Source organism: Streptomyces hazeniae (assembly GCF_031845485.1).
GTDB classification, from domain to species: domain Bacteria; phylum Actinomycetota; class Actinomycetes; order Streptomycetales; family Streptomycetaceae; genus Streptomyces; species Streptomyces hazeniae.
Genome location: NZ_JAVREQ010000007.1, coordinates 148,648 through 171,565 on the forward strand (window position 1 = coordinate 148,648; position 22,918 = coordinate 171,565).

Here is a 22,918-nt window from a genome sequence, read left to right on the forward strand (position 1 = left end):
GGTGACGCCCCTCACCCGGGGCGTCACCCACGATCACAGGCCCGTCACATTCCGGCGATCAGCTTCTCCACCCGCTCGTCGACCGAACGGAAGGGGTCCTTGCACAGCACGGTGCGCTGCGCCTGGTCGTTGAGCTTCAGGTGCACCCAGTCGACGGTGAAGTCCCGGCGCTGCTCCTGGGCGCGCCGGATGAAGTCGCCCCGCAGCCGCGCCCGGGTCGTCTGCGGCGGCACCGACTTGCCCTCGAAGATCTTCAGATCGTCGCAGATCCGGGCGGCCTGACCCTTGCGCTCCAGGAGGTAGTACAGGCCGCGACGGCGGTGGATGTCGTGGTACGCGAGGTCTATCTGCGCGACCCGCGGGTGCGACATGGTGAGGTTGTTCTTCGCGCGGTACCGCTCCAGGAGCTTGTACTTCATCACCCAGTCGATCTCCGTGCCGACCTTGTCCAGGTCCTGGGAGCGCACGGCCTCCAGTGTGCGCCCCCACAGGTCCAGGACCTGCTCGACCATGCCGGTGCGGATACCGCGCCGCTCGCAGAAGTCCTCCGCCTTCTCGTAGTACTCCTGCTGCACCTCCAGCGCGGACGCCTCCCGGCCGCTGGCCAGCCGGACCTTGCGCTGCCCGGTGATGTCGTGGCTGACCTCGCGGATCGCCCGGATCGGGTTCTCCAGCGTGAGGTCGCGCATCACGGTGCCGGCCTCGATCATGCGCAGCACCAGGTCGGTGGCTCCGACCTTCAGCAGCGTCGTGGTCTCCGACATGTTGGAGTCGCCGACGATGACGTGCAGACGGCGGTAGCGCTCGGCGTCGGCATGCGGCTCGTCGCGCGTGTTGATGATGGGCCGGGACCGGGTCGTCGCGGAGCTGACGCCCTCCCAGATGTGCTCGGCGCGCTGGCTCACGCAGTAGACCGCGCCGCGCGGGGTCTGCAGGACCTTGCCCGCACCGCACACCAGCTGACGGGTGACCAGGAAGGGGATGAGGACGTCGGCGAGACGCGAGAACTCGCCGTGCCGGGCCACCAGGTAGTTCTCGTGGCAGCCGTAGGAGTTCCCCGCCGAGTCGGTGTTGTTCTTGAACAGGTAGACGTCGCCGGCGATGCCCTCCTCGTGCAGGCGGCGTTCGGCGTCGACGAGCAGACCTTCGAGGATGCGCTCGCCGGATTTGTCGTGGGTGACCAGTTCGGTGACGCTGTCGCACTCCGGCGTGGCGTACTCCGGGTGCGAGCCCACGTCCAGGTAGAGGCGGGCGCCGTTGCGCAGAAAGACGTTGCTGCTCCGGCCCCATGACACGACACGGCGGAAGAGGTACCGCGCCACTTCGTCAGGGGACAGACGCCGCTGTCCCCGGAACGTACACGTGACGCCGTACTCGTTCTCCAGCCCGAAGATTCGGCGGTCCATGACTGAACATTACGCCTTATGGCCTGTTCTGAAACCGGGTTCTGGTGCCGCGTGCCGATCATTTTCGCCCGCCGGGGACTCCGCCGCCACCGTGGTGCCGCCGCCCGGCACGGGATCCGGGAGACGGCCGGGAGCGGCGGTCCGGGGCGAGAGGACACCACGGGTGGCCAGCAGCACCAGGAACGCGGCGACTCCGCCCGCGCCGGCCACTCCGAAGCCCGCCGCCGTCCCGGCCTCCTCCAGCACCGGCCCGACCACGGCCGTACCGGCCGCGGCACCGACGCCGAAGGTGGTGACGAGCCAGGAGAACGCCTCGGTGACGGTGCCGGCGGGCGCGTGCCGGTCGACCACCACGAAGGAGCAGGCCAGGGCCGGGGCGAGGAACAGTCCGGACAGGCCCGCGAGTGCGGTCATCGCCACCGGCCCCGGCACCAGCAGCAACGGCAGGTACCCGGCGGCCAGCGCGGCGACCAGCACCTGCAGCCGGTTCTCCGGGCGGCCCGGCCAGACGCGGGCGCCGTACAGCACGCCCCCGACCAGGGCGCCCGCGCCGAGTGCGGACAGCAGATAGCTGGAGATCAGGCTGTCGCCGTACCCGTCGGCGTACGCCACGGCGGCCACCGCGATCGAGCCCAGCGCCAGGCCGACGAAGAAGAACGCCCCCAGCAGGGCGAGCAGTCCGCCCGAGCGCAGCGCCCCCAGCCAGTGCGCCTCGCGGGGCTCGGAGCGCCAGTTGCGGGAGGGTGGCGAGACGACCACCGACAGGGCGCCGAGAACGCCCAGCGCGTTGATCACCAGCAGAGCGGCCGCCTCGTTCCACACGGCGACGAGCAGGGTGACGAGCAGCGGGCCGACGGCGAAGATCACCTCCTGGGCGACGGCGTCCAGCGCATACGCGGCGTGCACCCGGTCCTGCCGCTTGAGCACGCTGGGCCACAGCGCACGCAGGCCGCCCTCCAGCGGCGGCGTGAAGAGGCCCGCGACGAGGACCGCGCCGTAGGAGACCACCGGGTCCGCGATGCCGGCCAGAGCGAACACGCCCATGCCGAGCGCGGAGAGTACGGCGGCCGGGAACATCACACGGGGCTGGCCGTACAGGTCGACGGCGCGGCCGAGCGAGGGCTGGCCGACGGCGGTGGCCAGGCCGTACACCGCTGACAGCACGCCGGCGAGGGTGTAGCTGCCGCCCTCGGCGCGCACGAACAGCACGATGGCCAGGGCGGCGGTGGCATTGGGAAGCCTCCCCACCAGCGTGCCGGTGAGGAGACGCACGGCGTGCTTGGCGCGGAGGAGTTCGGCGTAGCCGGTCGCCACGATGCGGTTCCTCTCGGTCGGGTGGAAGACACGTGGTAATACGTATAACGTGCTGCGTCATACGTACCATGGCGGCTGACCGAGGTCCACACCACCCCCACAGGGGAGGAGTACGCGTGACGACGAGGGGGACGCCGAACGGCGGTGCCGCCGCACCCCGCGGTACGGCACCCACCAGCCGTGACGTCGCCCACCGGGCAGGCGTCTCCCAGGCGACGGTCTCCCTGGTCATGGGCGGGAAATGGCGCGGCCGCGTCTCCGCACGCACCGCGGACTCCGTCCGCGCCGCCGCAGGCGCACTCGGCTACCGGCCCAACCTGGCCGCCCGCAGCCTGCGCCTCGGCTCCACCCGCACCGCACTGCTCGTCGTCCCCGCCCTGACCAGCGACTTCTTCGCCCGCGTACACACCGGAGCCGCCCGCGTCGCCGCCGACCACGACTTCGGCATGGTGCTCTACCCCTCCCCCGAGGGCATCGGCCCCGCCCCCGACCCCTTCGCCTCCGCCCAGGCCTCCCTGGACGGCGTCATCGCCTCCTCCATGGCCCCCGAGGCACTCGCCGCCCTCCGCGGCGGCGGACTCCCCCTGGTGATGCTCGACAGCGACCCGGACGGCGACTCCGACGGCGACCGGCCCGCCGCCACCGTCAACCTCGACATCGCCGGCGGAATGCGCGCCACCGCGACCCACCTGCTCCGCCTCGGCCACCACAGGATCGCCCACCTCGCCGCCGCCGTGGACTCCTGGACCTTCCGGGTGCGCGCCCGCGCCCTGGCCGACGCCCTCACCGGCACCGGCGCCGCCCTGACGGCCACCGAACCCGCCGAGCTGAGCGTCACCGGCGGACTCCACGCCGCCGAACGGCTCCTCCGGCGCGACGTGCCCCCCACCGCGCTGGTCTGCGACGACGACCTGCTCGCCGCCGGAGCGTGCAAGGCCGCCCGCCGGCTCGGCCTCCGCGTCCCCGGAGACGTCTCCGTCACCGGCTTCGACGACCTCGCCGTCGCCACCGCCGTCGAGCCGGAACTCACCACTGTCCGGCTGCCCGCCGAGGACATCGGCGCCTCCGGCATGCGAGCCCTGCTCACCGTGCTGGACGGCCGCGTGCCGGACGCCGACGTCCTCCCCGTCGAACTCGTCGCCCGCGGTTCCACCGGGCCGCCCCGCACCCCCTGAGAACGCCTGTCGGCCCCGCCCGCAGAGGGGCGGGGCCGACAGGCCGACAGGCGTGGATCACTCCGAGGCGTCGTCCTCCGCGTCCGCGTCCGCGGCATCCTTACCGGCCGACGCGGACGACGGGGTCTCGTCCAGCAGCGTCGCCAGCCGACGGCCCAGCACCCGCTTGAACTTCCGCTGCTGGGAGCGCGTACGGTCCAGCACCGCCACCTCCAGCTGCTCGGAGGTCAACGACCGCTCCCCGCCGTTGTTGTCACGCGACAGCGACTCCACCGCCAGCTTCAGCGCCTCACTCAACGACATGTCGTCGCGGTGACGCTGCTCCAGGTAGCTGCCGATCTGCTCCGCGTTGCCGCCCACGGCGACGGAACCGTGCTCGTCCACGATCGAACCGTCGTGCGGCAGCCGGTAGATCTGGTCGTCCTCACGCTCCGCACCCACCTCCGCAACGATCAGCTCCACCTCGTACGGCTTCTCCGCCGCCGACGAGAAGATCGTGCCCAGCGTCTGCGCGTAGACGTTCGCCAGGCCCCGGGCCGTCACATCGTCCCGGTCGTAGGTGTAACCCCGCAGGTCGGCGTACCGCACACCGCCGATGCGCAGGTTCTCGAACTCGTTGTACTTGCCGACCGCGGCGAACGCGATGCGGTCGTAGATCTCGCTGACCTTGTGCAGCGCCCGGGAGGGGTTCTCGGCGACGAACACGATGCCGTCGGCGTACTGCAACACGACCACGCTCCGGCCGCGCGCGATGCCCTTGCGGGCGTACTCCGCGCGGTCCGCCATGGCCTGCTGGGGTGAGACATAGAACGGCGTCGACACCGGCTATCCGTCCCTTCCTTCTCGACGAGTGACTAGAGAACCGGGGCCTGCGGCCCGTTGGGCTGCTGCAGACGGCCCTCGTGCACCGTCCGGGCGATCTCGGACACCTCGGCCTCGCTCAGCCGCCGGTAGCCGTCCTCCGTGATCACCGCGACCACGGGGTAGATGCGCCGCGCCAGGTCCGGCCCACCGGTCGCGGAATCGTCGTCCGCGGCGTCGTACAGGGCCTGCACGACGGCGGTGGCCGCCTGCTGCTCCGTCAGGTCTTCGCGGAACAGCTTCTTCAGCGCACCCCGCGCGAACACCGAGCCCGAGCCCACGGCGGTGAAGCCCGTCTCCTCCGAACGGCCGCCCGTCACGTCGTAGCTGAAGATGCGGCCCTTCTCGCGGTCCACGTCGTACCCCGCGAACAACGGCACCACGGCCAGGCCCTGCATGGCCATGCCCAGATTGCCGCGGATCATGGTGGACAGCCGGTTGGCCTTGCCCTCCAGGGACAGCTGCGAGCCCTCGACCTTCTCGAAGTGCTCCAGCTCCAGCTGGAACAGCTTGACCATCTCGACCGCCAGGCCCGCCGTGCCCGCGATGCCGACCGCCGAGTACTCGTCGGCCGGGAACACCTTCTCGATGTCCCGCTGCGCGATGACGTTGCCCATCGTCGCCCGCCGGTCGCCGGCCAGCACCACGCCGCCGGGGAACGACGCCGCGACGATCGTCGTGCCGTGCGGCGCCTGCACGGCACCCTCCACCGGCGGCAGCGGACGACTGCCCGGCAGCTGCTCCGGCGCGTGCGCCGACAGGAAGTCCATGAACGACGACGAGCCCGGCGTCAGGAAGGCAGCCGGTAGACGCCCGGTGCCACGAGTTTCGGCTTCCACGCGTTTCCTTCCAGATAGCTGATGGCCCGCTGCATCACCTCGGGCCGGTCCTTGAACTGCCCCAGGGCAGCGTTGCAGCTGAAGCACAGTACGCCTCGGACCCTACCCGTCTCGTGACAGTGATCCACATGTTCTGCGGCGACAGAAAGACAGATCGCGCAGACGCCGACCTGCTCGGCGACGAGGGCGTCGCGTTGCGCCGGAGTGAGGCTGTACTTTCGCCGGAAGTAACTCTCCCGATTGCGCTCGGCCCTGCATCTTCTGCAGTAGCTCGCCCAACCATCGGAAGAGCTCTTGTTGCGCTCCCACCGCGCGTGGGGCTTCACCTCACGGCACTGCGGACACCGTTTCGACCCCCGAGGCACAGGGACCTTGACACGCACGGTCCGCCCCTGTGCCTCCTGCCTCTCCCGGTAGTAATCCGCCGAGCATTTTCGGCAGTACGCCTGGAGACCATCCCTCATCGAACGGTTGCGTCCGAAGGAGTCACGAGGAAGAGTCCGCTTGCATCGCGAGCACCTCTTCCCATCCCCCACTTCGGACATAAAATACTATTCTCCGCCCTTCTGAACAAATGACCTCACGAAATCCTCGGCGTTCTCTTCGAGTACGTCGTCGATTTCGTCGAGGACGGAGTCCACATCTTCGGACAGCGCCTCCTGGCGCTCCTTTAGGTCCTCGGAGACCTGCGCGTCCTGCGCCTCCTCCTCGGTCTCCTCGGTGTGGCGTGTGGCCTTCTGCTGGCCGCCGTCGGTGTCCTTGGTCGCCATTTCCCTCACCCCGCTCGGGTCGGTGTACGCGAGAGGTACAAGATCAGAGCCTACAAGCAGTGGCTGACATCGGCGCTTCCTTTGTCCCCCGTCCTCGGGTCGAGGGGATCATTCCCCGCGGGGAGGACGGGTAGCCCTTTCCAGCCCGATCTATCAACTGCCGGAGAGCGCCTTGACCAGCTCTTCCGCGGTGCGGCAGCGATCCAGCAGATCCTTGACGTGTTCACGGGTACCGCGCAGCGGCTCCAGGGTGGGCACCCGTTGCAGCGAGTCACGGCCCGGCAGGTCGAAGATCACCGAGTCCCACGAGGCGGCGGCGACGTCGTCGGCGTACTTGTCCAGGCAGCGGCCCCGGAAGTAGGCACGGGTGTCCTCCGGGGGCTGCGCCATGGCGCGGTCGACCTCGGCCTCGTCCAGCAGGCGCTGCATGCGGCCGCGTGCGGCGAGGCGGTTGTAGAGGCCCTTCTCGGGGCGCACGTCGGCGTACTGGAGGTCGACCAGGTGCAGGCGGGAGGCGTCCCAGTCCAGGCCGTCGCGGCGGCGGTAGCCTTCCATCAGCTCGCGTTTGGCGACCCAGTCCAGCTCGCGGGACAGGCTCATCGGGTCGGACTCCAGCCGGCCGAGCACGTCCTCCCAGCGGGTCAGGACGTCCTTGGTCTGCTCGTCGGCGTCGGCTCCGTAGCGGTCCTCGACGTACTTGCGGGCGAGTTCGAAGTACTCCATCTGGAGCTGTACGGCGGTGAGTGTCCGGCCGCTGCGCAGGGTCACCAGACGCTTGAGCGTGGGGTCGTGGGAGACCTGGTGGAGGGTGCGGACGGGCTGGTCGACGGCGAGGTCGACGGCGATGAAGCCGTCCTCGACCATGGAGAGGACGAGGGCCGTGGTGCCCAGCTTGAGGTAGGTGGAGATCTCCGAGAGGTTGGCGTCGCCGATGATCACGTGCAGGCGGCGGTAGCGCTCGGCGTCGGCGTGCGGCTCGTCGCGCGTGTTGATGATGGGCCGCTTGAGGGTGGTCTCCAGGCCGACCTCGACCTCGAAGTAGTCGGCGCGCTGGCTGAGCTGGAAGCCGTGGTCGCCGCCGTCCTGGCCGAGGCCGACGCGGCCGGCGCCGCAGACGACCTGGCGGGAGACGAAGAACGGCGTCAGGTGGCGCACGATCTCCGAGAACGGGGTCTCCCTCTTCATCAGGTAGTTCTCGTGGGTGCCGTAGGAGGCGCCCTTGTTGTCGGTGTTGTTCTTGTACAGGTGGATGGGCTGGGAGCCGGGGACCTCGGCGGCGCGCCGGGCGGCTTCGGCCATGACGCGTTCGCCGGCCTTGTCCCAGAGCACGGCGTCGCGCGGGTTGGTGACCTCGGGGGCGCTGTACTCGGGGTGGGCGTGGTCGACGTAGAGGCGGGCGCCGTTGGTGAGGATGACGTTGGCGAGGCCGATGTCCTCGTCGGTGAGCTGGCTGGCGTCGGCGGCCTCGCGGGCGAGGTCGAACCCGCGGGCGTCGCGGAGCGGGTTCTCCTCCTCGAAGTCCCATCGTGCCCGCCGGGCCCGGTGCATCGCCGCCGCGTAGGCGTTGACCACCTGGGAGGAGGTCAGCATGGCGTTGGCATTCGGGTGGCCGGGCACGGAGATGCCGTACTCCGTCTCGATGCCCATTACTCGCCGTACGGTCATACGACCCTCCTTGCCCGGCAGTGTCCCGTCGCCAACCGACCGGCTGCGGGTGCCCCGGCCGGGGCGCCCGCAGCCGGTCGGTCCGTCCTTACAGGTACTGTCCGGTGTTGGCCACCGTGTCGATGGAGCGTCCCGTGTCCGCACCCTGCTTTCCGGTGACGAGGGTACGGATGAACACGATCCGTTCGCCCTTCTTGCCGGAGATGCGAGCCCAGTCATCGGGGTTGGTGGTGTTGGGAAGGTCCTCGTTCTCCTTGAACTCGTCGACGCAGGCGGCGAGCAGGTGGGAGACGCGGAGCCCCTTCTGGTTCTGGTCGAGGAAGGCCTTGATGGCCATCTTCTTCGCGCGGTCGACGATGTTCTGGATCATCGCTCCGGAGTTGAAGTCCTTGAAGTAGAGGACTTCCTTGTCACCGTTCGCGTAGGTGACCTCCAGGAAGCGGTTCTCCTCCGATTCAGCGTACATCTGCTCGACGACGGACTGGATCATGCCGTCGACGGTGGTGACCGGGTCGCCGTTGTGTTCGGCCAGGTCGTCGGAGTGCAGCGGAAGGGTGGAGACGAGGTACTTGGAGAAGATGTCGCGGGCCGCCTCCGCGTCGGGCCGCTCGATCTTGATCTTCACGTCGAGCCGGCCGGGCCGCAGGATCGCGGGGTCGATCATGTCCTCGCGGTTGGAGGCGCCGATGACGATGACGTTCTCCAGGCCTTCGACACCGTCGATCTCGGAGAGCAGCTGGGGGACGATGGTGTTCTCCACGTCCGAGCTGACTCCGGAGCCGCGGGTGCGGAAGAGGGAGTCCATCTCGTCGAAGAAGACGATGACGGGCGTGCCCTCGCTCGCCTTCTCCCGGGCCCGCTGGAAGACCAGACGGATGTGCCGTTCGGTCTCGCCGACGTACTTGTTGAGGAGCTCGGGGCCCTTGATGTTGAGGAAGTAGCTCTTCCCCTGGGGCTTGCCGGTGACCTCGGCGACCTTCTTGGCGAGGGAGTTGGCGACGGCCTTGGCGATGAGGGTCTTGCCGCATCCGGGCGGGCCGTAGAGCAGGACGCCCTTGGGCGGGCGGAGTTCGTGCTCCTTGAAGACGTCCGGGTAGAGGTAGGGCAGCTCGACCGCGTCGCGGATGGACTCGATCTGCCCGCCGAGTCCGCCGATGCGGTTGTAGTCGATGTCCGGGACCTCTTCGAGGACGAGTTCCTCGACCTCGCTCTTGGGGACGATCTCGTAGACGTAGCCGGAGCGGGGCTCCAGGAGCAGAGCGTCTCCGGCGCGCAGGGTGGCCTGGAGCAGGGGCTCGGCGAGCCGCACGACGCGTTCCTCGTCGGTGTGGCCGACGACCAGCGCGCGCTCGCCGTCCTCCAGCACCTCCTTGAGGGTCACGATGTCGCCGGCGCGCTCGAACTCCATGGCCTCGACCACGTTGAGCGCTTCGTTGAGCATGACCTCCTGGCCGCGGCGGAGCTCCTCGAGCTCCACGCTGGGGCTGACGTTCACCCGGAGCTTGCGGCCCCCGGTGAAGATGTCGGCCGTGCCGTCCTCGTTGGCCTGAAGGAAGGCTCCGAAGCCGGCCGGCGGCTGGGCGAGCCGGTCGACCTCCTCCTTGAGGGCCACGATCTGGTCTCGGGCTTCGCGGAGCGTCCCCGCGAGGCGTTCGTTCTGGGCGGACACGCCGGCCAGGTTCGTCTGCAGCTCGACGATCCGCTCCTCGAGAATCCGAGTGTGTCGCGGAGAGTCGGCGAGCTTCCGACGCAGGACGGCGATCTCCTGCTCGAGACGGGCGACCTCGCCGGACGGGTCATCGATGTCCCGACCCGACCGGATGCCGCGGTTCGTGTCGTCGTCGTGGGCTGCCACGGTCCTCACCTCCTCCAGGGGGAGCTGGACGTTTCTGACCCTACCTGCACGGGTGGGGGTTGAAACCCCTAGATCACAAAGACGCCGGGGTGTGTCCGATCTTCACCCTTGCGCGCCTTCTCACGTCTGTGGAATACCCACCCGCAAACGTGGCGGAACGGCCCGGTTGTATCGTCGGAACTGTCAACACCCGTCCGGGGTGGCGCTATTTCGCCACTTCGTCGCGAGCGAGGGAGCGGCAGGCGGCAGCATGAGTACCGGAAACGAAGCGCTCGAGGTCTGGATCGACCAGGATCTGTGCACGGGCGACGGGATCTGCGCGCAGTACGCGCCGGAGGTCTTCGAGCTGGACATCGACGGTCTGGCGTATGTGAAGGACTCCGGGGACGAGCTGCTCCAGGACAAGGGGGCGACGACGCCCGTGCCGCTGCCGTTGCTGAAGGACGTGCAGGCGTCGGCGGTGGAGTGCCCGGGCGAGTGCATCCACGTGCGCCGGGTTTCGGACAAGGCGGAGGTCTTCGGTCCGGACGCGGAGTGACGGTACTTCGTCACTCCGCGTGCGCGCGGTGCGTGGGCGGTGCCTCGCCGGGAGTGGGTCTCAGACGCTCTGGGCGACGGGTTCGGGGACGAGGACGAATCGGCCGTCGCGCCATTCCCAGGAGACCTTGCGCTGCTGGTCGGGGCAGCAGCGGGGGACGTCGGGCGAGGAGTAGCCCAGGAGGGTGGCCGCGATCTTCCGGTCGCCGTGTTCGCCGACGGTGAACTCCTGGGCGCTCATGCCCTGCTCGGGTGACAGCAGGGTCTCGACCACGGGCGGGGGCGCGCCGGGTTCGGCCGGGTGGGTGAGGACGAAGATGCCGCTGGGCGGGGTGCCGGTGGGGGTGTTGCAGCGGACGAGGGCCACGGTCTCGGCGCGTCCGTCGGCGTCGAAGTCGGCGGAGGCGGAGTCGAGCACGGCGACGGCGGGCTGTTTCCGCGGGCCGCAGTCGACGGGGTAGCCGGCCTGGGCGGCGTCGGGGCCCTTTCCGGGGGTGGTGCCGGCCGGTCCGGCGAGGGCGTCGGGGGGCTGGACCAGGGCGGACACCCCGAGCACGGCGGACAGGGCGGCCGCGGTCGCCACCCAGTGGACGAGTCGGGTGCGGGTGTGCGGAAGGGCGTCCGGGCGGGCCGAGGGCTGCACGGGGGTGGTCTCCTGAGGGAGCTGTGACTGCGGAGGTGCCCAGCATCGTGCCACAGGTCACATCGGCGGGGAACGGCGGGGGCGTGCCGGTTCACGTGCCGTCCGGGAGAAGCCGAACGCCGCAACCCGGCGGGCGGGTCGCGGCGTTGCGGCTGGCGTACGGGGGTTGGTGGCTGCCGGGGGCTCAGCGGCTGCCGGAGCCGGGCCCGGAGTAGTCGGCGCCGTAGGCGCCCTTGGCGGGACGGCGGCGGCGCAGCGGAGGTTCGACGCCGTCGGCGAGGCGGCGGGCGGTGAGCAGGAAGCCGGTGTGACCGATCATGCGGTGGTCGGGGCGTACGGCGAGGCCTTCGACGTGCCAGTTGCGGACCATGGTCTCCCAGGCCTGCGGTTCGTTGAAGGTGCCGTGTTCCCGGATGGTTTCGACGGTGCGGGCGAGCTGGGTGGTGGTGGCCACGTAGGCGCAGAGGATGCCGCCGGGGACCAGGGCCTTGGAGACGGCGTCCAGGCATTCCCAGGGGGCGAGCATGTCGAGGATGACGCGGTCGACGTCGGCGTCGGCGAGGTTGTCCTGGAGGTCGCCGACGGTGAGTGTCCAGGCGGGGTGGGGGGCGCCGAAGTAGCGTTCGACGTTCTGTTCGGCGATCTCGGCGAAGTCGGCGCGGCGTTCGTAGGAGTGGAGCATGCCGTGGTCGCCGACGGCGCGCAGCAGGAAGGTGCTGAGGGAGCCCGAGCCGACGCCGGCCTCGACGACGCGCGCGCCGGGGAAGATGTCGGCCATCGCGAGCACCTGGCCGGCGTCCTTGGGGTAGACGACGGCGGCGCCGCGCGGCATGGACAGGACGTAGTCGGGGAGCAGGGGGCGCAGCGCGAGGTACGCGACGTTTCCGGTGGTACGGACGACACTGCCCTCGGGAGCGCCGATCAGCTCGTCGTGGGGGAAGGCTCCCTTGTGGGTGTGGAAGCTCTTCCCGGCCTCGAGCGTGATCGTGTAGTGGCGTCCCTTGGGGTCGGTGAGCTGGACCTGGTCCCCGACCTTGAAGGGCCCGCGACGGCGGGCGGCACCGGTCGGTTCGGACATGGCCCCAGCCTATCGGGCGCCGGCGGGCGGGTGCGCACGGGGCGGTGGGCGGGCGGAGGGAGGGGCGGGCGGGGGCGGTGGTCCTGCCCCGGGGTCAGGCGGAGGGCTTGGCCATGGCGGCGACGAAGGCTTTCTCGACGTCGGTGGTGGACAGCACTCCGTAGATCTCGCCGGTCTCCTCGACGACGAGGTACTCGGTGGCGGGGGTGGCCCGCAGGTGGTCGAGGAGCTCTTCGCCCGCGAGTTCGGCGGAGACCCGCATGCCGTCCTTGAGGTCCTGGGCGAGGGTGCTGACGGCGACCCAGGGCCGGCGGTGTTCGGGGACGCCGACGATGGCGGATTCGCGTACCAGGGAGAGGGGGTCGCCGCGCCCGTCGACGACGACGAGGGCGCGGGCTCCGGCCTCGTTGGCGCGGCGCAGGGCTTCGGAGAGCGGGGTGTCGTTCTCCACCGGTACGGCGCGGCGGGTCAGGCGGCGAGCACCGAGGTCGGGGAGGCGTTCGCGCAGCCGGGCCACGCGGAGACTGTTGCCCGCCCCGGTCCAGATGATGGCGGCGAGGATGGCGGCGAGCAGCGCGTCGGTGACGGTGTCGAAGCCGCCGGCGCCGCCGTCGGTGAAGCCTCCGGCGTGGGTGGCGAGGGGGAAACCGATGAGGACGGCGAGGGCGAGGCCGCGCCCGGTCCAGGCGGCGGCGACGGTGCCGGTCATGGCTTTGCCGCTGAGTTTCCAGATGACGGCGCGGAGCATGCGGCCGCCGTCCAGCGGCAGGCCGGGGAGCAGGTTGAACGCGGCGACGATGAGGTTGGAGATCATCAGCCCGGCGAGCAGGACGCCGGGTACGGTGCCGGGTTCCACGGCCTGCATGCCGGCGTAGAAGACGCCGGCGAGGACGAGGGAGAGCAGGGGGCCGACGAAGGCGAGGACGAACTCGCGGCCGGGGGTCTCGGACTCCTTCTCGATCTCGGAGACGCCGCCGAAGAACTGGAGCTGGATGCGCCGCACGGGGAGTTTGAAACGGAGTGCGGCGACGGTGTGGGCGAGTTCGTGGACGAGGACGGAGGCGTAGAAGGCGACGGCGAAGAACAGGGCGATCAGGTAGCGGGCTCCGCCGAGTTCGGGGAGCACGCGGTCGAGCTGGCCGCCGAAGACCCAGGTGATGAGGGCGGCGACGAGGAACCAGCTGGGGGCGACGTAGACGGGCACGCCGAAGGGGCGGCCCATGAGGATGCCGCCGCCGGTGCCCCGGTTCCGCCGGGGGTCGCCGCTTCCGGGGCCGCCGGGGCCCCCTGGGGTGAGCGGCGCGTTCGTCCGCTTGGGCGCGGACGGTTCCCCGGGCCGGGTGGGTCGGCCGGTGCCGTCGTCGCGCGGTTCGCCGTTGTCCGTGTCCGCCACGGGTTCCCCTCTGCCGCTGCTCTCGCACCCCGCGTCACTGCCGCGGTCACTCGATCATGCAGTGCGGGAGCTTCCGGAGTCGATGGTAAGCGCCGTGTTGTCGGTGGCGGGTCGTAGGGTCGGTAGCCATGAGAGACGCAGCCGTCACCGCTCCCGACTCGTTGTCGCCGTCGCGGGCGAGCGACTTCATGCAGTGCCCGTTGCTGTACCGCTTCCGGGTGATCGACCGGCTGCCGGAGAAGCCGTCGGCCGCGGCCACCAGGGGGACGGTGGTGCACGCGGTGCTGGAGCGGCTGTTCGACGCGCCGGCGGCGGAGCGCAGTGCGCCGCGGGCGCGGGCGATGGTGGCGCGGGAGTGGGAGCGGCTGCTGGCGCGGCGGCCGGAGCTGGCGCAATTGTTCTCCGAGCCGGCGGAGGACGGGGCGCAGGGTCCGGCGGACGGGGCGGAGCTGGCGCGGTGGCTGGCGGAGGCCGAGGGGCTGGTGGAGCGCTGGTTCTCGCTGGAGGACCCGACGCGGCTGGAGCCGGCGGAGCGGGAGCTGCGGGTGGAGGCCCGGCTGGAGTCGGGGCTGCGTCTGCGCGGCATCATCGACCGGGTGGACATCGCGCCGACCGGCGAGGTGCGCATCGTGGACTACAAGACGGGTAAGGCGCCGCGTCCGGAGTACGCGTCCGAGGCGCTGTTCCAGATGAAGTTCTACGCGCTGGTGCTGTGGCGGCTGCGCGGGGCCGTGCCGCGCCGTCTGCAGCTGGTGTATCTGGGCAGTGGTGATGTGCTGACCTACGATCCGGGCGAGTCGGACCTGCGGGCCGTGGAGCGGAAGCTGCTGGCGCTGTGGGAGGCGATCCGGAAGGCGACGGAGACCGGGGACTGGCGGCCCCGGCCGAGCCGGCTGTGCGACTGGTGCGACCACCAGGCGCGCTGTCCGGAGTTCGGCGGCACGCCGCCGCCGTATCCGGTCTCGGTGCAGCCGCGGCTGCCGGAGCCGCGCGCGGAGGACGGCGAGGGCGGGGAGGTCGGCGAGGAGCGTGAGGACGTCGTCGAGCCCGGCGCGGTGCGGGAGCCGGGCGCGGCGGAGGGGGTCGCGGAGCCGCGGCGCTGACGACTGGGCGAGAATGGGTGCGTCAGCCTGCCCGCCCGCCGAAGGGGACTCCACGTGGCCATCCGCGTACTGTTGGTCGACGACCAGCCACTGCTGCGCACCGGATTCCGCATGATCCTGGAGGCGGAGGGCGATCTCGCCGTCGTCGGGGAGGCGGGAGACGGCCTGCAGGCGCTGGACCAGGTGCGGGCGCTCCAGCCGGACGTGGTGCTGATGGACATCCGGATGCCGCGGATGGACGGTGTGGAGGCCACCCGGCAGATCACCGGCCCGGACAAGGACGGCCCGGCGAAGGTGCTGGTGCTCACGACCTTCGACCTCGACGAGTACGTGGTGGAGGCGCTGCGGGCGGGGGCGAGCGGCTTCCTGCTGAAGGACGCGCCGGCCGGCGAGCTGGTGCAGGCGATCCGGGTGGTCGCGGCGGGCGAGGCGATGCTGGCTCCGTCGGTGACGCGGCGGCTGCTGGACAAGTACGCCGGGCGGCTGCCGTCGGGGGAGGAACCGCTCCCGGACACGCTGCACACGCTGACCGAGCGCGAGGTGGAGGTGCTGAAGCTGGTGGCCCGGGGGCTGTCGAACGCCGAGATCGCGGCGGACCTGTTCGTGAGCGAGACGACGGTCAAGACCCATGTGGGGCACGTGCTGACGAAGCTGAGCCTGCGGGACCGGGTGCAGGCGGCGGTGTACGCGTACGAGAGCGGCCTGGTGCGGCCCGGCGCCCACTGAGCCGGCCGCGGGAGGGCGGAGGGGACGGTGGCCCCGGCAGGCCGGTCACCGTCCCCTCCGGCTCCGTTCGTGTGGTCAGCTGACGCCGCGTCCGAGCTCCCACAGCTGGAGGACGGACGCGGAGTTGAGCGCCCATTCGGTGCCGGTGATGTCGTCGCGGGCGGCGATGTACTGCTTGCCCTGCCACAGGGGCAGTACGGGGACCTCTTCGGCGATGACGTCCTGCACGCGCCCGAACTCGTCGGCCGCCTCGGCGCGCTTGGTCTCCCGGCGGGTCTGCGGGATGAGTTCGTCGCGGATCTCCTCGTTGACGTAGGGCGTCTTGAGGAAGTTGTCCTCGGTGAAGAACGGCGCGACGAAGTTGTCCGGGTCTGCGAAGTCGGGGAACCAGCCGAAGCCGTAGACGCCGTAGGACCCCTGGGTGGCCTGCTTGCGGTAGGCGTCCCACGGCGTGCTCTGCAGCTCGGTGCGGAAGAGGCCGGTGGCGTCGAGCTGTTCCTCGAGTTCCTGGAACTCCTGCCGGGTGACGGCGCCGTAGTGGTCGGTGGTGTGGTGCAGGGTGAGCGGGACGGGGGTGTCGACGCCGGCTGCGCGCAGGGTGCGGCGGGCGGCGGCGGGGTCGGGCTCGCCGTACTCGTTGAAGAAGGAGTTGCGGTGGCCGATCAGGCCGCTGGGCACCAGGGAGTACAGCGGTTCGGCGGTGCGCTCGTACACGTCGCGCACCAGTGCCTTGCGGTCGACGACCTGGGCGATCGCCCGGCGCACGGCGAGCTGCCCGGCGGTGGGGTCGTCGGTGTGGAAGACGAGGTAGCGGATCTCCTGGCCCGGTGACTCCACGAGGTCGATGCGGTCGTCGTCCGCGATCTTCAGGCGGTTGACCTGGCCGGGCGTCAGCGTCCGGTTCATGACGTCGATCTCGCCGTTCTTCAGCGCCTTCTCCATCGCCTCGGCGCTGTCGAAGCTGCGGAGCTCGATGCGGTCGTTGCGGACCTCGAGTGTGCCGGTGTAGTCGGGGTTCCTGACGAAGACACCGACGCCGTCGGAGGCGTCGTAGGACTCCAGCAGGTAGGGGCCGGAGCCCACGACCTCGGTGCCTTCCAGGTAGCCGTTGCGCGGGTAGGTCTCGCTGTCCAGGATCGCCGCGGCGGGGGTGGCGAGCTTGTAGGGGAAGGTCGCGTCGGGCTTCTTGAGGTGGAAGACGACCTCGGTGTCGCCGGCCGCCTGCACCGTGTCGACGTTGCCGAGCAGCGAGGCGGGGCCGAGGCCGTCGCCGACGTCGAGCATTCTCTCCACCGAGAACTCGACGTCCTGGGCGGTGAGTTCGCTGCCGTCGGAGAACTTCATGCCCTCCCGCAGGGTGCAGCGGTACTGCGTGCCCTGCTTGTCGGTGAACGCGCACTCGCGGGCGGCTTCCGGCTCCGGCTCGGTGCCCGAGCGCGGTGGGCGGAGCAGCGTCTGGAAGGTGCTGCGCATGACGTTCCACGAGGCGATGTCGTAGCCGGCGGCGGGGTCGAACGGGGCGGGGGTGGCCTCGCTGACCGCGAACCGGTCGGTGGTTCCGACGACGATGGCGTCGCCGCCCGAGTCGCCTGCGGTTCCTCCGCCGCAGGCCGCCAGGGTGGGGGCGAGCAGGCCCAGCAGGGCAGGCAGCACCAGGGTCTTGCGGTTCATCGTCGACGGTCTCCCTCGTCCGGCCGGGTTGTCGCCTCAGATAGATGGCCGGGACACAGAGGTTAGTGGTTCTGCGGGGACATGCCGGACAAGCCCGGGTGATCACCCGGTCACACACCGATAATTTCGATCTGCACTCCGGATACCGGACATCGCCGGGCGCGAAGAAAACCGGGGTATACCGGGCTTCACGGACGGCGACCGGGGCCGCGGCGGCCGTCTCGGGCCCCTCCGGGACCGGCCCGGGAGGGGCGAGGCGTGAGGAACGTCACGCCGTCAACTCCGCCGTCCGTCAGGTCGTTTCGTCCCGGGTGAGGGGGCGGCCGGGCCGCGTGCCTCCGTTCGCGACGAGCGCGGAGAGGAACGCCAGGTCGACCTCCTCCAGCGACTTCACGACGGTACGGCGGCCTTCCGGGGCGATGGGGGCGACCGAGGGGACGGCCACCACGTGGCACCCCGCTGCCTCTGCCGAAGCGACTCCGGTGCTGGTGTCCTCGACCACCGCACAGCGGCCGGGGTCGGCGCCGAGTCGGGCGGCGGCGAGCAGGTAGGGATCGGGATGCGGCTTGGTGTGCCGCAGTTCGTCCCCGGCGACGGTGAAGGCGAAGTTCTCGGGGCCGAGCCAGCGCAGCATCCGGTCCATCACGACGCGGTGGGTGGCCGACACCAGGGCGGCCGGCACCCGGTGGGCCCGTAGTTCGGTGAGCAGGCGCCGGGCACCGGGCATCAGCGGGACGCCGTGGGCGAGGCGCTCGGTGAACTTGTGGTTGAGCAGCACGGTCAGTTCGCCGAGCGTGATCTCCGCGCCGGTGGCCTCGATGAGGAAGCCCGCGCTGCGCGCCATGGGCCCGCCGACGACGATGTGCCGCCAGGTGTCCTCGAGCTCGTGCCCGAGGTCCGCGAAGACCTCGACCTCCGCGTCCCACCAGGATCCCTCGGTGTCGACGAGGGTGCCGTCCATGTCCAGCAGTACCGCCTGCAGTCCGGCGCCGTCGGCCGTACGGGTGATGGGAGCGGGGAGGGAGCTTGTCATCCGCGTCACGCCTCCTGGGGGACGAGAAGGCCGGCCGCACGCTCCACCGGGAACGGGCGACCGGCCTGTACCGGACCGTCCAGTGTACGACGGGCATGGATCATGCGCCCGGTGGCACGCCGAACGGCGTTCGCGCGGCTACCGTGCGTGCCCTCGGCAGCCCTGCGGCACGGCTACCGTGCGTTGAAGTACTTGGCCTCCGGGTGGTGCAGCACGATGGCGTCCGTCGACTGCTCCGGATGGAGCTGGAACTCGGCCGAGAGTTCCACGCCGATCCGTTCGGGGCGCAGCAGTTCGGCGATCTTCGCCCGGTCCTCCAGGTCGGGGCACGCTCCGTAGCCCAGGGAGAAGCGGGCGCCGCGGTACTTGAGGTCGAACATGTCGGTGATGGCGCCGGGGTCCTCGCCGGCGAAGCCGAGTTCCGCGCGCTGGCGGGCGTGCCAGTACTCGGCCAGGGCTTCCGCGAGCTGCACCGACAGGCCGTGCAGCTCCAGGTAGTCGCGGTAGGAGTCGGCGGCGAACAGCTCGCCGGTCGCCTCGCCGATCTTCGAGCCGACCGTGACGACCTGGAGGCCGACGACGTCGGTCTCGCCGCTGTCCTCGGAGCGGAAGAAGTCGGCGAGGCACAGGCGGCGGCCCCGGCGCTGGCGGGGGAAGGTGAAGCGGGTGCGCTCCCCGCCGTCGTCGTCCAGCAGGATCAGGTCGTCGCCCTTGGAGACGCAGGGGAAGTAGCCGTAGACGACGGCCGCCTCCAGGAGGTTGTCGCGCTGGAGGGTGTCGAGCCAGCCGCGCAGACGGGGGCGGCCCTCGGTCTCGACCAGCTCGTCGTACGACGGCCCGTCGCCGGTGCGGGACTCCTTCAAACCCCACTGGCCCTTGAAGAGCGCTCCTTCGTCCAGCCAGGAGGCGTAGTCCTTCAGGGCGATGCCCTTGACGACGCGTGTGCCGCGGAAGGGCATGCCGGGCACGGGGTTGTCGCGTGCGACGTCGGAGCGCACGGAGCCGTCGTTGGCGGGCTGTTCGGGCAGGGCGGCGTCCCGCTTGGGTACCCGGCGCTTCTTCAGTTCGGGCAGCTCCGCGCCGGGCACTCCGCGCTTGACGGCGATGAGGGCGTCCATGAGGCGCAGCCCCTCGAAGGCGTCGCGGGCGTAGCGGACCTCGCCCTCGTAGATCTCGTGCAGGTCCTGTTCGACGTAGGCGCGGGTGAGGGCGGCGCCGCCGAGGATGACGGGGTAGTCGGCGGACATCCGGCGCTGGTTCAGTTCCTCCAGGTTCTCCTTCATGATCACCGTGGACTTGACCAGCAGGCCGGACATGCCGATGACGTCGGCCCGGTGCTCCTGGGCGGCGTCCAGGATGGCGGAGACGGGCTGCTTGATGCCCAGGTTGACGACGTTGTAGCCGTTGTTGGACAGGATGATGTCGACGAGGTTCTTGCCGATGTCGTGGACGTCGCCGCGGACGGTGGCGAGGACGATGGTGCCCTTGCCTTCGTCGTCCGACTTCTCCATGTGCGGTTCCAGGTGGGCCACCGCGGACTTCATCACTTCGGCGGACTGGAGCACGAACGGCAGCTGCATCTGGCCGGAGCCGAACAGCTCGCCGACGACCTTCATGCCGGCCAGCAGGGTCTCGTTGACGATGTCCAGGGCCGGCCGCTCGGCCAGCGCGGCCTCCAGGTCGTCCTCCAGGCCGTTGCGTTCACCGTCGATGATCCGGCGCTGGAGGCGTTCCTCCAGGGGCAGCGCGGCGAGTTCCTCGGCCCTGCCGGCCTTGAGGGACTTGCTGTCCACGCCCTCGAAGAGCTCCAGCAGCCGGGAGAGGGGGTCGTAGCCCTCGCGGCGGCGGTCGTGGATCAGGTCGAGCGCCACCTCGACCTGCTCCTCTTCGAGCCGGGCGATGGGGAGGATCTTGGAGGCGTGGACGATCGCGGAGTCGAGGCCGGCCTTGACGCACTCGTCGAGGAAGACGGAGTTGAGCACCTGCCGGGCGGCCGGGTTGAGGCCGAAGGAGATGTTGGACAGGCCGAGGGTGGTCTGCACCTCGGGGTGGCGGCGCTTGAGTTCGCGGATGGCCTCGATGGTGGCGACGCCGTCCTTGCGGGACTCCTCCTGCCCGGTGCAGATGGTGAAGGTGAGGCAGTCGACGAGGATGTCGGACTCGGCGATGCCCCAGTTGGTGGTGAGGTCCTCGATGAGCCGTTCGGCGACGGCGACCTTGTGCTCCGGGGTGCGGGCCTGGCCCTCCTCGTCGATGGTCAGCGCGATCAGCGCGGCGCCGTGTTCGGCGGCGAGGCGGGTGATGCGGGCGAAGCGGGAGTCGGGCCCGTCGCCGTCCTCGTAGTTGACGGAGTTGATGACGGCGCGTCCGCCGAGCTTTTCCAGGCCCGCCTGCAGTACGGCGGGTTCGGTGGAGTCGAGCACGATCGGCAGCGTGGACGCGGTCGCGAAGCGCCCGGCGAGTTCGGACATGTCGGCGACGCCGTCGCGGCCGACGTAGTCGACGCAGAGGTCGAGCAGGTGGGCGCCCTCGCGGATCTGGTCCCGCGCCAACTCCACGCAGTCGTCCCAGCGGCCTTCCAGCATGGCGGTGCGGAACTTCTTGGAACCGTTGGCGTTGGTGCGCTCACCGATCGCCAGGTAGGAGGTGTCCTGGCGGAAGGGCACGGTCTGGTAGAGCGAGGAGGCGCCCGGCTCGGGCTGCGGCGCGCGGGGGGCGGGGGCGCTGCCGCGGACGCGTTCGACGAGCTGCCGCAGGTGTTCGGGGGTGGTGCCGCAGCAGCCGCCCACGAGGGAGAGGCCGTAGTCGCTGATGAACGACTCCTGGGCGTCGGCCAGTTCGGGTGCCGTCAGCGGGTAGTGCGCGCCGTCCTTGCCGAGTACGGGGAGGCCGGCGTTGGGCATGCAGGAGAGCGGAACCCCGGCGTGCTGGGCGAGGTACCGCAGGTGTTCGCTCATCTCGGCCGGGCCGGTGGCGCAGTTCAGGCCGATCATGTCGATGCCCAGCGGCTCCAGCGCGGTCAGCGCGGCGCCGATCTCGGAGCCGAGGAGCATGGTGCCGGTGGTCTCGACGGTGACGGAGCACAGCAGCGGCAGGGACGTGCCGGTCGCTTCCAGGGCGCGGCGCGCGCCGAGCACGGCGGCCTTGGTCTGGAGCAGGTCCTGGGTGGTCTCCACCAGCAGGGCGTCGGCACCGCCGGCGATCATGCCTTCGGCGTTCTCCTGGTACGCGTCACGCAGGGCGGCGTAGGGGGCGTGTCCGAGGGTCGGGAGCTTGGTGCCCGGGCCCATGGAGCCGAGGACCCAGCGGACGCGTCCGTCGCCCTCCTCGAACGCCTCGGCGACGTCGCGGGCGATGCGCACCCCGGCCTCGGAGAGCTCGAAGATCCGGTGTGGGATGTCGTACTCGCCGAGAGCCGCGAGGTTGGCGCCGAAGGTGTTGGTCTCCACGCAGTCCACACCGGCGTCGAAGTACTCGCGGTGTACGGCGGAGACGATGTCCGGGCGGGTGACGTTGAGGATTTCGTTGCAGCCTTCGAGCTGCTGGAAGTCGTCCAGCGAGGGGTCCTGCGCCTGGAGCATCGTGCCCATCGCTCCGTCGGCGACCACGACCCGGGAGGCCAGTGCCTCGCGGAGGGCGTCTGCACGGGTGGTGCGGGCGGGGGACGGCGTGCTGGGCGAGGCCATGGAACTGCTCCCTGGGATGCGACGGCTGTCGGCTTTGCGCCACCCGTGGGGACGGCGCACCAGACCAGGGTAGCCGTCGACGGCAAGGCGCTCCCGGGCGTTCCGCGGAGCGGGACGGCACTCCGGGGATTGCCCTCGCCTTTCGGCGGGTCGGCATCAAGCGATAGCGTTCGGCATTGTCGAATGCACCCGATCCGGCAAGGAGTCTGCCGATGGCCCGGACCATCCAGTCGCTCGAACGGGCGGCGGCCGTGCTGCGGCTGCTGGCGGGCGGTGAACGGCGCCTGGGCCTCTCCGAGATCGCCTCCGCCCTCCAGCTCGCCAAGGGCACCGCCCACGGGCTGATCCGCACGCTCCAGCAGGAGGGTTTCGTCGAGCAGGACGAGGCCACCGGCCGGTACACCCTCGGCGCGGAGCTGCTGCGGCTGGGCAACAGCTACCTGGACGTGCACGAACTGCGGGCCCGGGCGCTGGTGTGGACGGACGATCTGGCGCGGTCCAGTGGGGAGAGCGTCTACCTGGGGGTGCTGCACCAGCAGGGGGTGCTGGTGGTGCACCACGTCTTCCGCCCGGACGACAGCCGGCAGGTGCTGGAGGTGGGCGCGATGCAGCCGCTGCACAGCACCGCCCTGGGCAAGGTGCTCTCGGCGTACGACCCGGTGGCGCACAGTGAGGTGCTGGAGTCGCCCCGGGAGGCTTTCACCGGCCGGACCGTGACCGCACCCGGGGGTCTGGAGTCGGTGCTGGACCTGACGCGTGCGCGCGGCTGGGCGGCGGACGTGGAGGAGACCTGGGAAGGGCTGGCGTCCATCGCGGCGCCGATCCACGACCGGCGCCGGATGCCGGTGGGCGCGGTGGGCATCACCGGCGCGGTGGAGCGGGTGTGCGACGGGTCCGGGGAGCTGCGGCCGGCGCTGGTGGCGTCGGTGCGGGACTGCGCCCGCGCGGTGTCCCGCGACCTGGGTTCGGGGCGTTTCTGAAGCCCGGCCGCCGCGGGCCGGATGCTCCGCCGGGGAGGGCTCCGGCGGCATCCCCCGGCGTCCAGCCCCTTGACGGTTGCCGCTGGGCGGAGAAAACTGCCGTCCGGCGGTCGGCATTGTCGAACACCGGACGAGAACGCGCACCGCCGCCTGCCCCTCATCGGACGAAACAAAGGAGTCGCC

Annotated in this window: 19 protein-coding genes; 5 read left to right on the forward strand and 14 right to left on the reverse strand. The window is 70.8% G+C overall.

Annotation, left to right across the window (positions count from 1 at the left end):
* Positions 1 to 44: 44 nt before the first annotated feature.
* Complete coding sequence (gene pafA / locus RM572_RS10555; RefSeq protein WP_027762732.1) at positions 45 to 1,406, reverse strand: Pup--protein ligase; 1,362 nt, start codon at positions 1,404 to 1,406, stop codon at positions 45 to 47.
* Between the two features lie 9 nt (positions 1,407 to 1,415).
* Entirely contained in the window at positions 1,416 to 2,720 is a 1,305-nt protein-coding gene (locus tag RM572_RS10560; RefSeq protein WP_311673002.1) for an MFS transporter, read from the reverse strand.
* Between the two features lie 68 nt (positions 2,721 to 2,788).
* Between RM572_RS10560 and RM572_RS10565 the strand changes: the two genes are divergently transcribed.
* A complete protein-coding gene (locus RM572_RS10565; protein WP_394813575.1) occupies positions 2,789 to 3,895 on the forward strand; it encodes a LacI family DNA-binding transcriptional regulator in 1,107 nt (368 codons plus the stop codon).
* A 57-nt stretch (positions 3,896 to 3,952) separates the two neighbouring features.
* Here RM572_RS10565 and prcA read toward each other — a convergent pair whose 3' ends face one another.
* From prcA to arc, 6 genes are all read right to left on the reverse strand, one after another.
* Positions 3,953 to 4,717 carry a proteasome subunit alpha gene (gene prcA / locus RM572_RS10570; protein ID WP_311673004.1) on the reverse strand — a complete coding sequence of 255 codons (765 nt, stop codon included), beginning with the start codon at positions 4,715 to 4,717 and terminating at the stop codon, positions 3,953 to 3,955.
* A 32-nt stretch (positions 4,718 to 4,749) separates the two neighbouring features.
* Positions 4,750 to 5,595, reverse strand: coding sequence for a proteasome subunit beta (gene prcB / locus RM572_RS10575; protein WP_027762736.1), 846 nt, complete (start codon positions 5,593 to 5,595; stop codon positions 4,750 to 4,752).
* Positions 5,547 to 6,140, reverse strand: a complete 594-nt coding sequence (locus tag RM572_RS10580; RefSeq protein WP_311673005.1) for an endonuclease VII domain-containing protein — start codon at positions 6,138 to 6,140, stop codon at positions 5,547 to 5,549. The genes prcB and RM572_RS10580 overlap by 49 nt, the downstream gene beginning before the upstream one ends.
* Positions 6,141 to 6,146: 6 nt before the next feature.
* Positions 6,147 to 6,365 (reverse strand): ubiquitin-like protein Pup, encoded by a 219-nt coding sequence (locus tag RM572_RS10585; protein WP_027762738.1) that lies wholly within the window; start codon positions 6,363 to 6,365, stop codon positions 6,147 to 6,149.
* Positions 6,366 to 6,518: 153 nt separating this feature from the next.
* Positions 6,519 to 8,030, reverse strand: a complete 1,512-nt coding sequence (dop, locus tag RM572_RS10590) for a depupylase/deamidase Dop (RefSeq protein WP_311673006.1) — start codon at positions 8,028 to 8,030, stop codon at positions 6,519 to 6,521.
* 88 nt (positions 8,031 to 8,118) lie between these two features.
* On the reverse strand, positions 8,119 to 9,885 hold the full coding sequence (gene arc, locus RM572_RS10595; protein WP_311673007.1) for a proteasome ATPase: 1,767 nt from the start codon (positions 9,883 to 9,885) through the stop codon (positions 8,119 to 8,121).
* Positions 9,886 to 10,135: 250 nt separating this feature from the next.
* Here arc and RM572_RS10600 point away from each other — a divergent pair, with 250 nt between their 5' ends.
* Positions 10,136 to 10,423: a ferredoxin gene (locus RM572_RS10600; protein WP_027762741.1), complete on the forward strand. Its 288-nt coding sequence runs from the start codon at positions 10,136 to 10,138 to the stop codon at positions 10,421 to 10,423.
* A 60-nt stretch (positions 10,424 to 10,483) separates the two neighbouring features.
* Here the strand turns inward: RM572_RS10600 and RM572_RS10605 are convergent, their stop codons facing one another.
* The 3 genes from RM572_RS10605 to RM572_RS10615 form a co-directional block, all read right to left on the reverse strand.
* Positions 10,484 to 11,065 (reverse strand): hypothetical protein, encoded by a 582-nt coding sequence (locus RM572_RS10605; protein WP_311673009.1) that lies wholly within the window; start codon positions 11,063 to 11,065, stop codon positions 10,484 to 10,486.
* A gap of 184 nt (positions 11,066 to 11,249) precedes the next feature.
* On the reverse strand, positions 11,250 to 12,143 hold the full coding sequence (locus RM572_RS10610; RefSeq protein ID WP_136184915.1) for a tRNA (adenine-N1)-methyltransferase: 894 nt from the start codon (positions 12,141 to 12,143) through the stop codon (positions 11,250 to 11,252).
* Positions 12,144 to 12,237: 94 nt separating this feature from the next.
* A complete protein-coding gene (locus tag RM572_RS10615) occupies positions 12,238 to 13,536 on the reverse strand; it encodes a site-2 protease family protein (RefSeq protein ID WP_311673010.1) in 1,299 nt (432 codons plus the stop codon).
* 128 nt (positions 13,537 to 13,664) lie between these two features.
* Here RM572_RS10615 and RM572_RS10620 point away from each other — a divergent pair, with 128 nt between their 5' ends.
* Both RM572_RS10620 and RM572_RS10625 read left to right on the forward strand, forming a co-directional pair.
* Positions 13,665 to 14,639, forward strand: a complete 975-nt coding sequence (locus RM572_RS10620; protein WP_311673011.1) for a RecB family exonuclease — start codon at positions 13,665 to 13,667, stop codon at positions 14,637 to 14,639.
* Positions 14,640 to 14,693: 54 nt separating this feature from the next.
* Positions 14,694 to 15,365 (forward strand): response regulator, encoded by a 672-nt coding sequence (locus RM572_RS10625; RefSeq protein ID WP_027762746.1) that lies wholly within the window; start codon positions 14,694 to 14,696, stop codon positions 15,363 to 15,365.
* A gap of 75 nt (positions 15,366 to 15,440) precedes the next feature.
* Here the strand turns inward: RM572_RS10625 and RM572_RS10630 are convergent, their stop codons facing one another.
* The 3 genes from RM572_RS10630 to metH form a co-directional block, all read right to left on the reverse strand.
* Entirely contained in the window at positions 15,441 to 17,036 is a 1,596-nt protein-coding gene (locus RM572_RS10630) for an ABC transporter substrate-binding protein (protein ID WP_311673012.1), read from the reverse strand.
* A 292-nt stretch (positions 17,037 to 17,328) separates the two neighbouring features.
* Positions 17,329 to 18,069 (reverse strand): HAD family hydrolase, encoded by a 741-nt coding sequence (locus RM572_RS10635; RefSeq protein WP_311673013.1) that lies wholly within the window; start codon positions 18,067 to 18,069, stop codon positions 17,329 to 17,331.
* A 173-nt stretch (positions 18,070 to 18,242) separates the two neighbouring features.
* Complete coding sequence (gene metH, locus RM572_RS10640) at positions 18,243 to 21,755, reverse strand: methionine synthase (RefSeq protein WP_311673014.1); 3,513 nt, start codon at positions 21,753 to 21,755, stop codon at positions 18,243 to 18,245.
* A 212-nt stretch (positions 21,756 to 21,967) separates the two neighbouring features.
* Here metH and RM572_RS10645 point away from each other — a divergent pair, with 212 nt between their 5' ends.
* Positions 21,968 to 22,735 (forward strand): IclR family transcriptional regulator, encoded by a 768-nt coding sequence (locus RM572_RS10645; RefSeq protein WP_311673015.1) that lies wholly within the window; start codon positions 21,968 to 21,970, stop codon positions 22,733 to 22,735.
* Positions 22,736 to 22,918 lie beyond the last annotated feature (183 nt).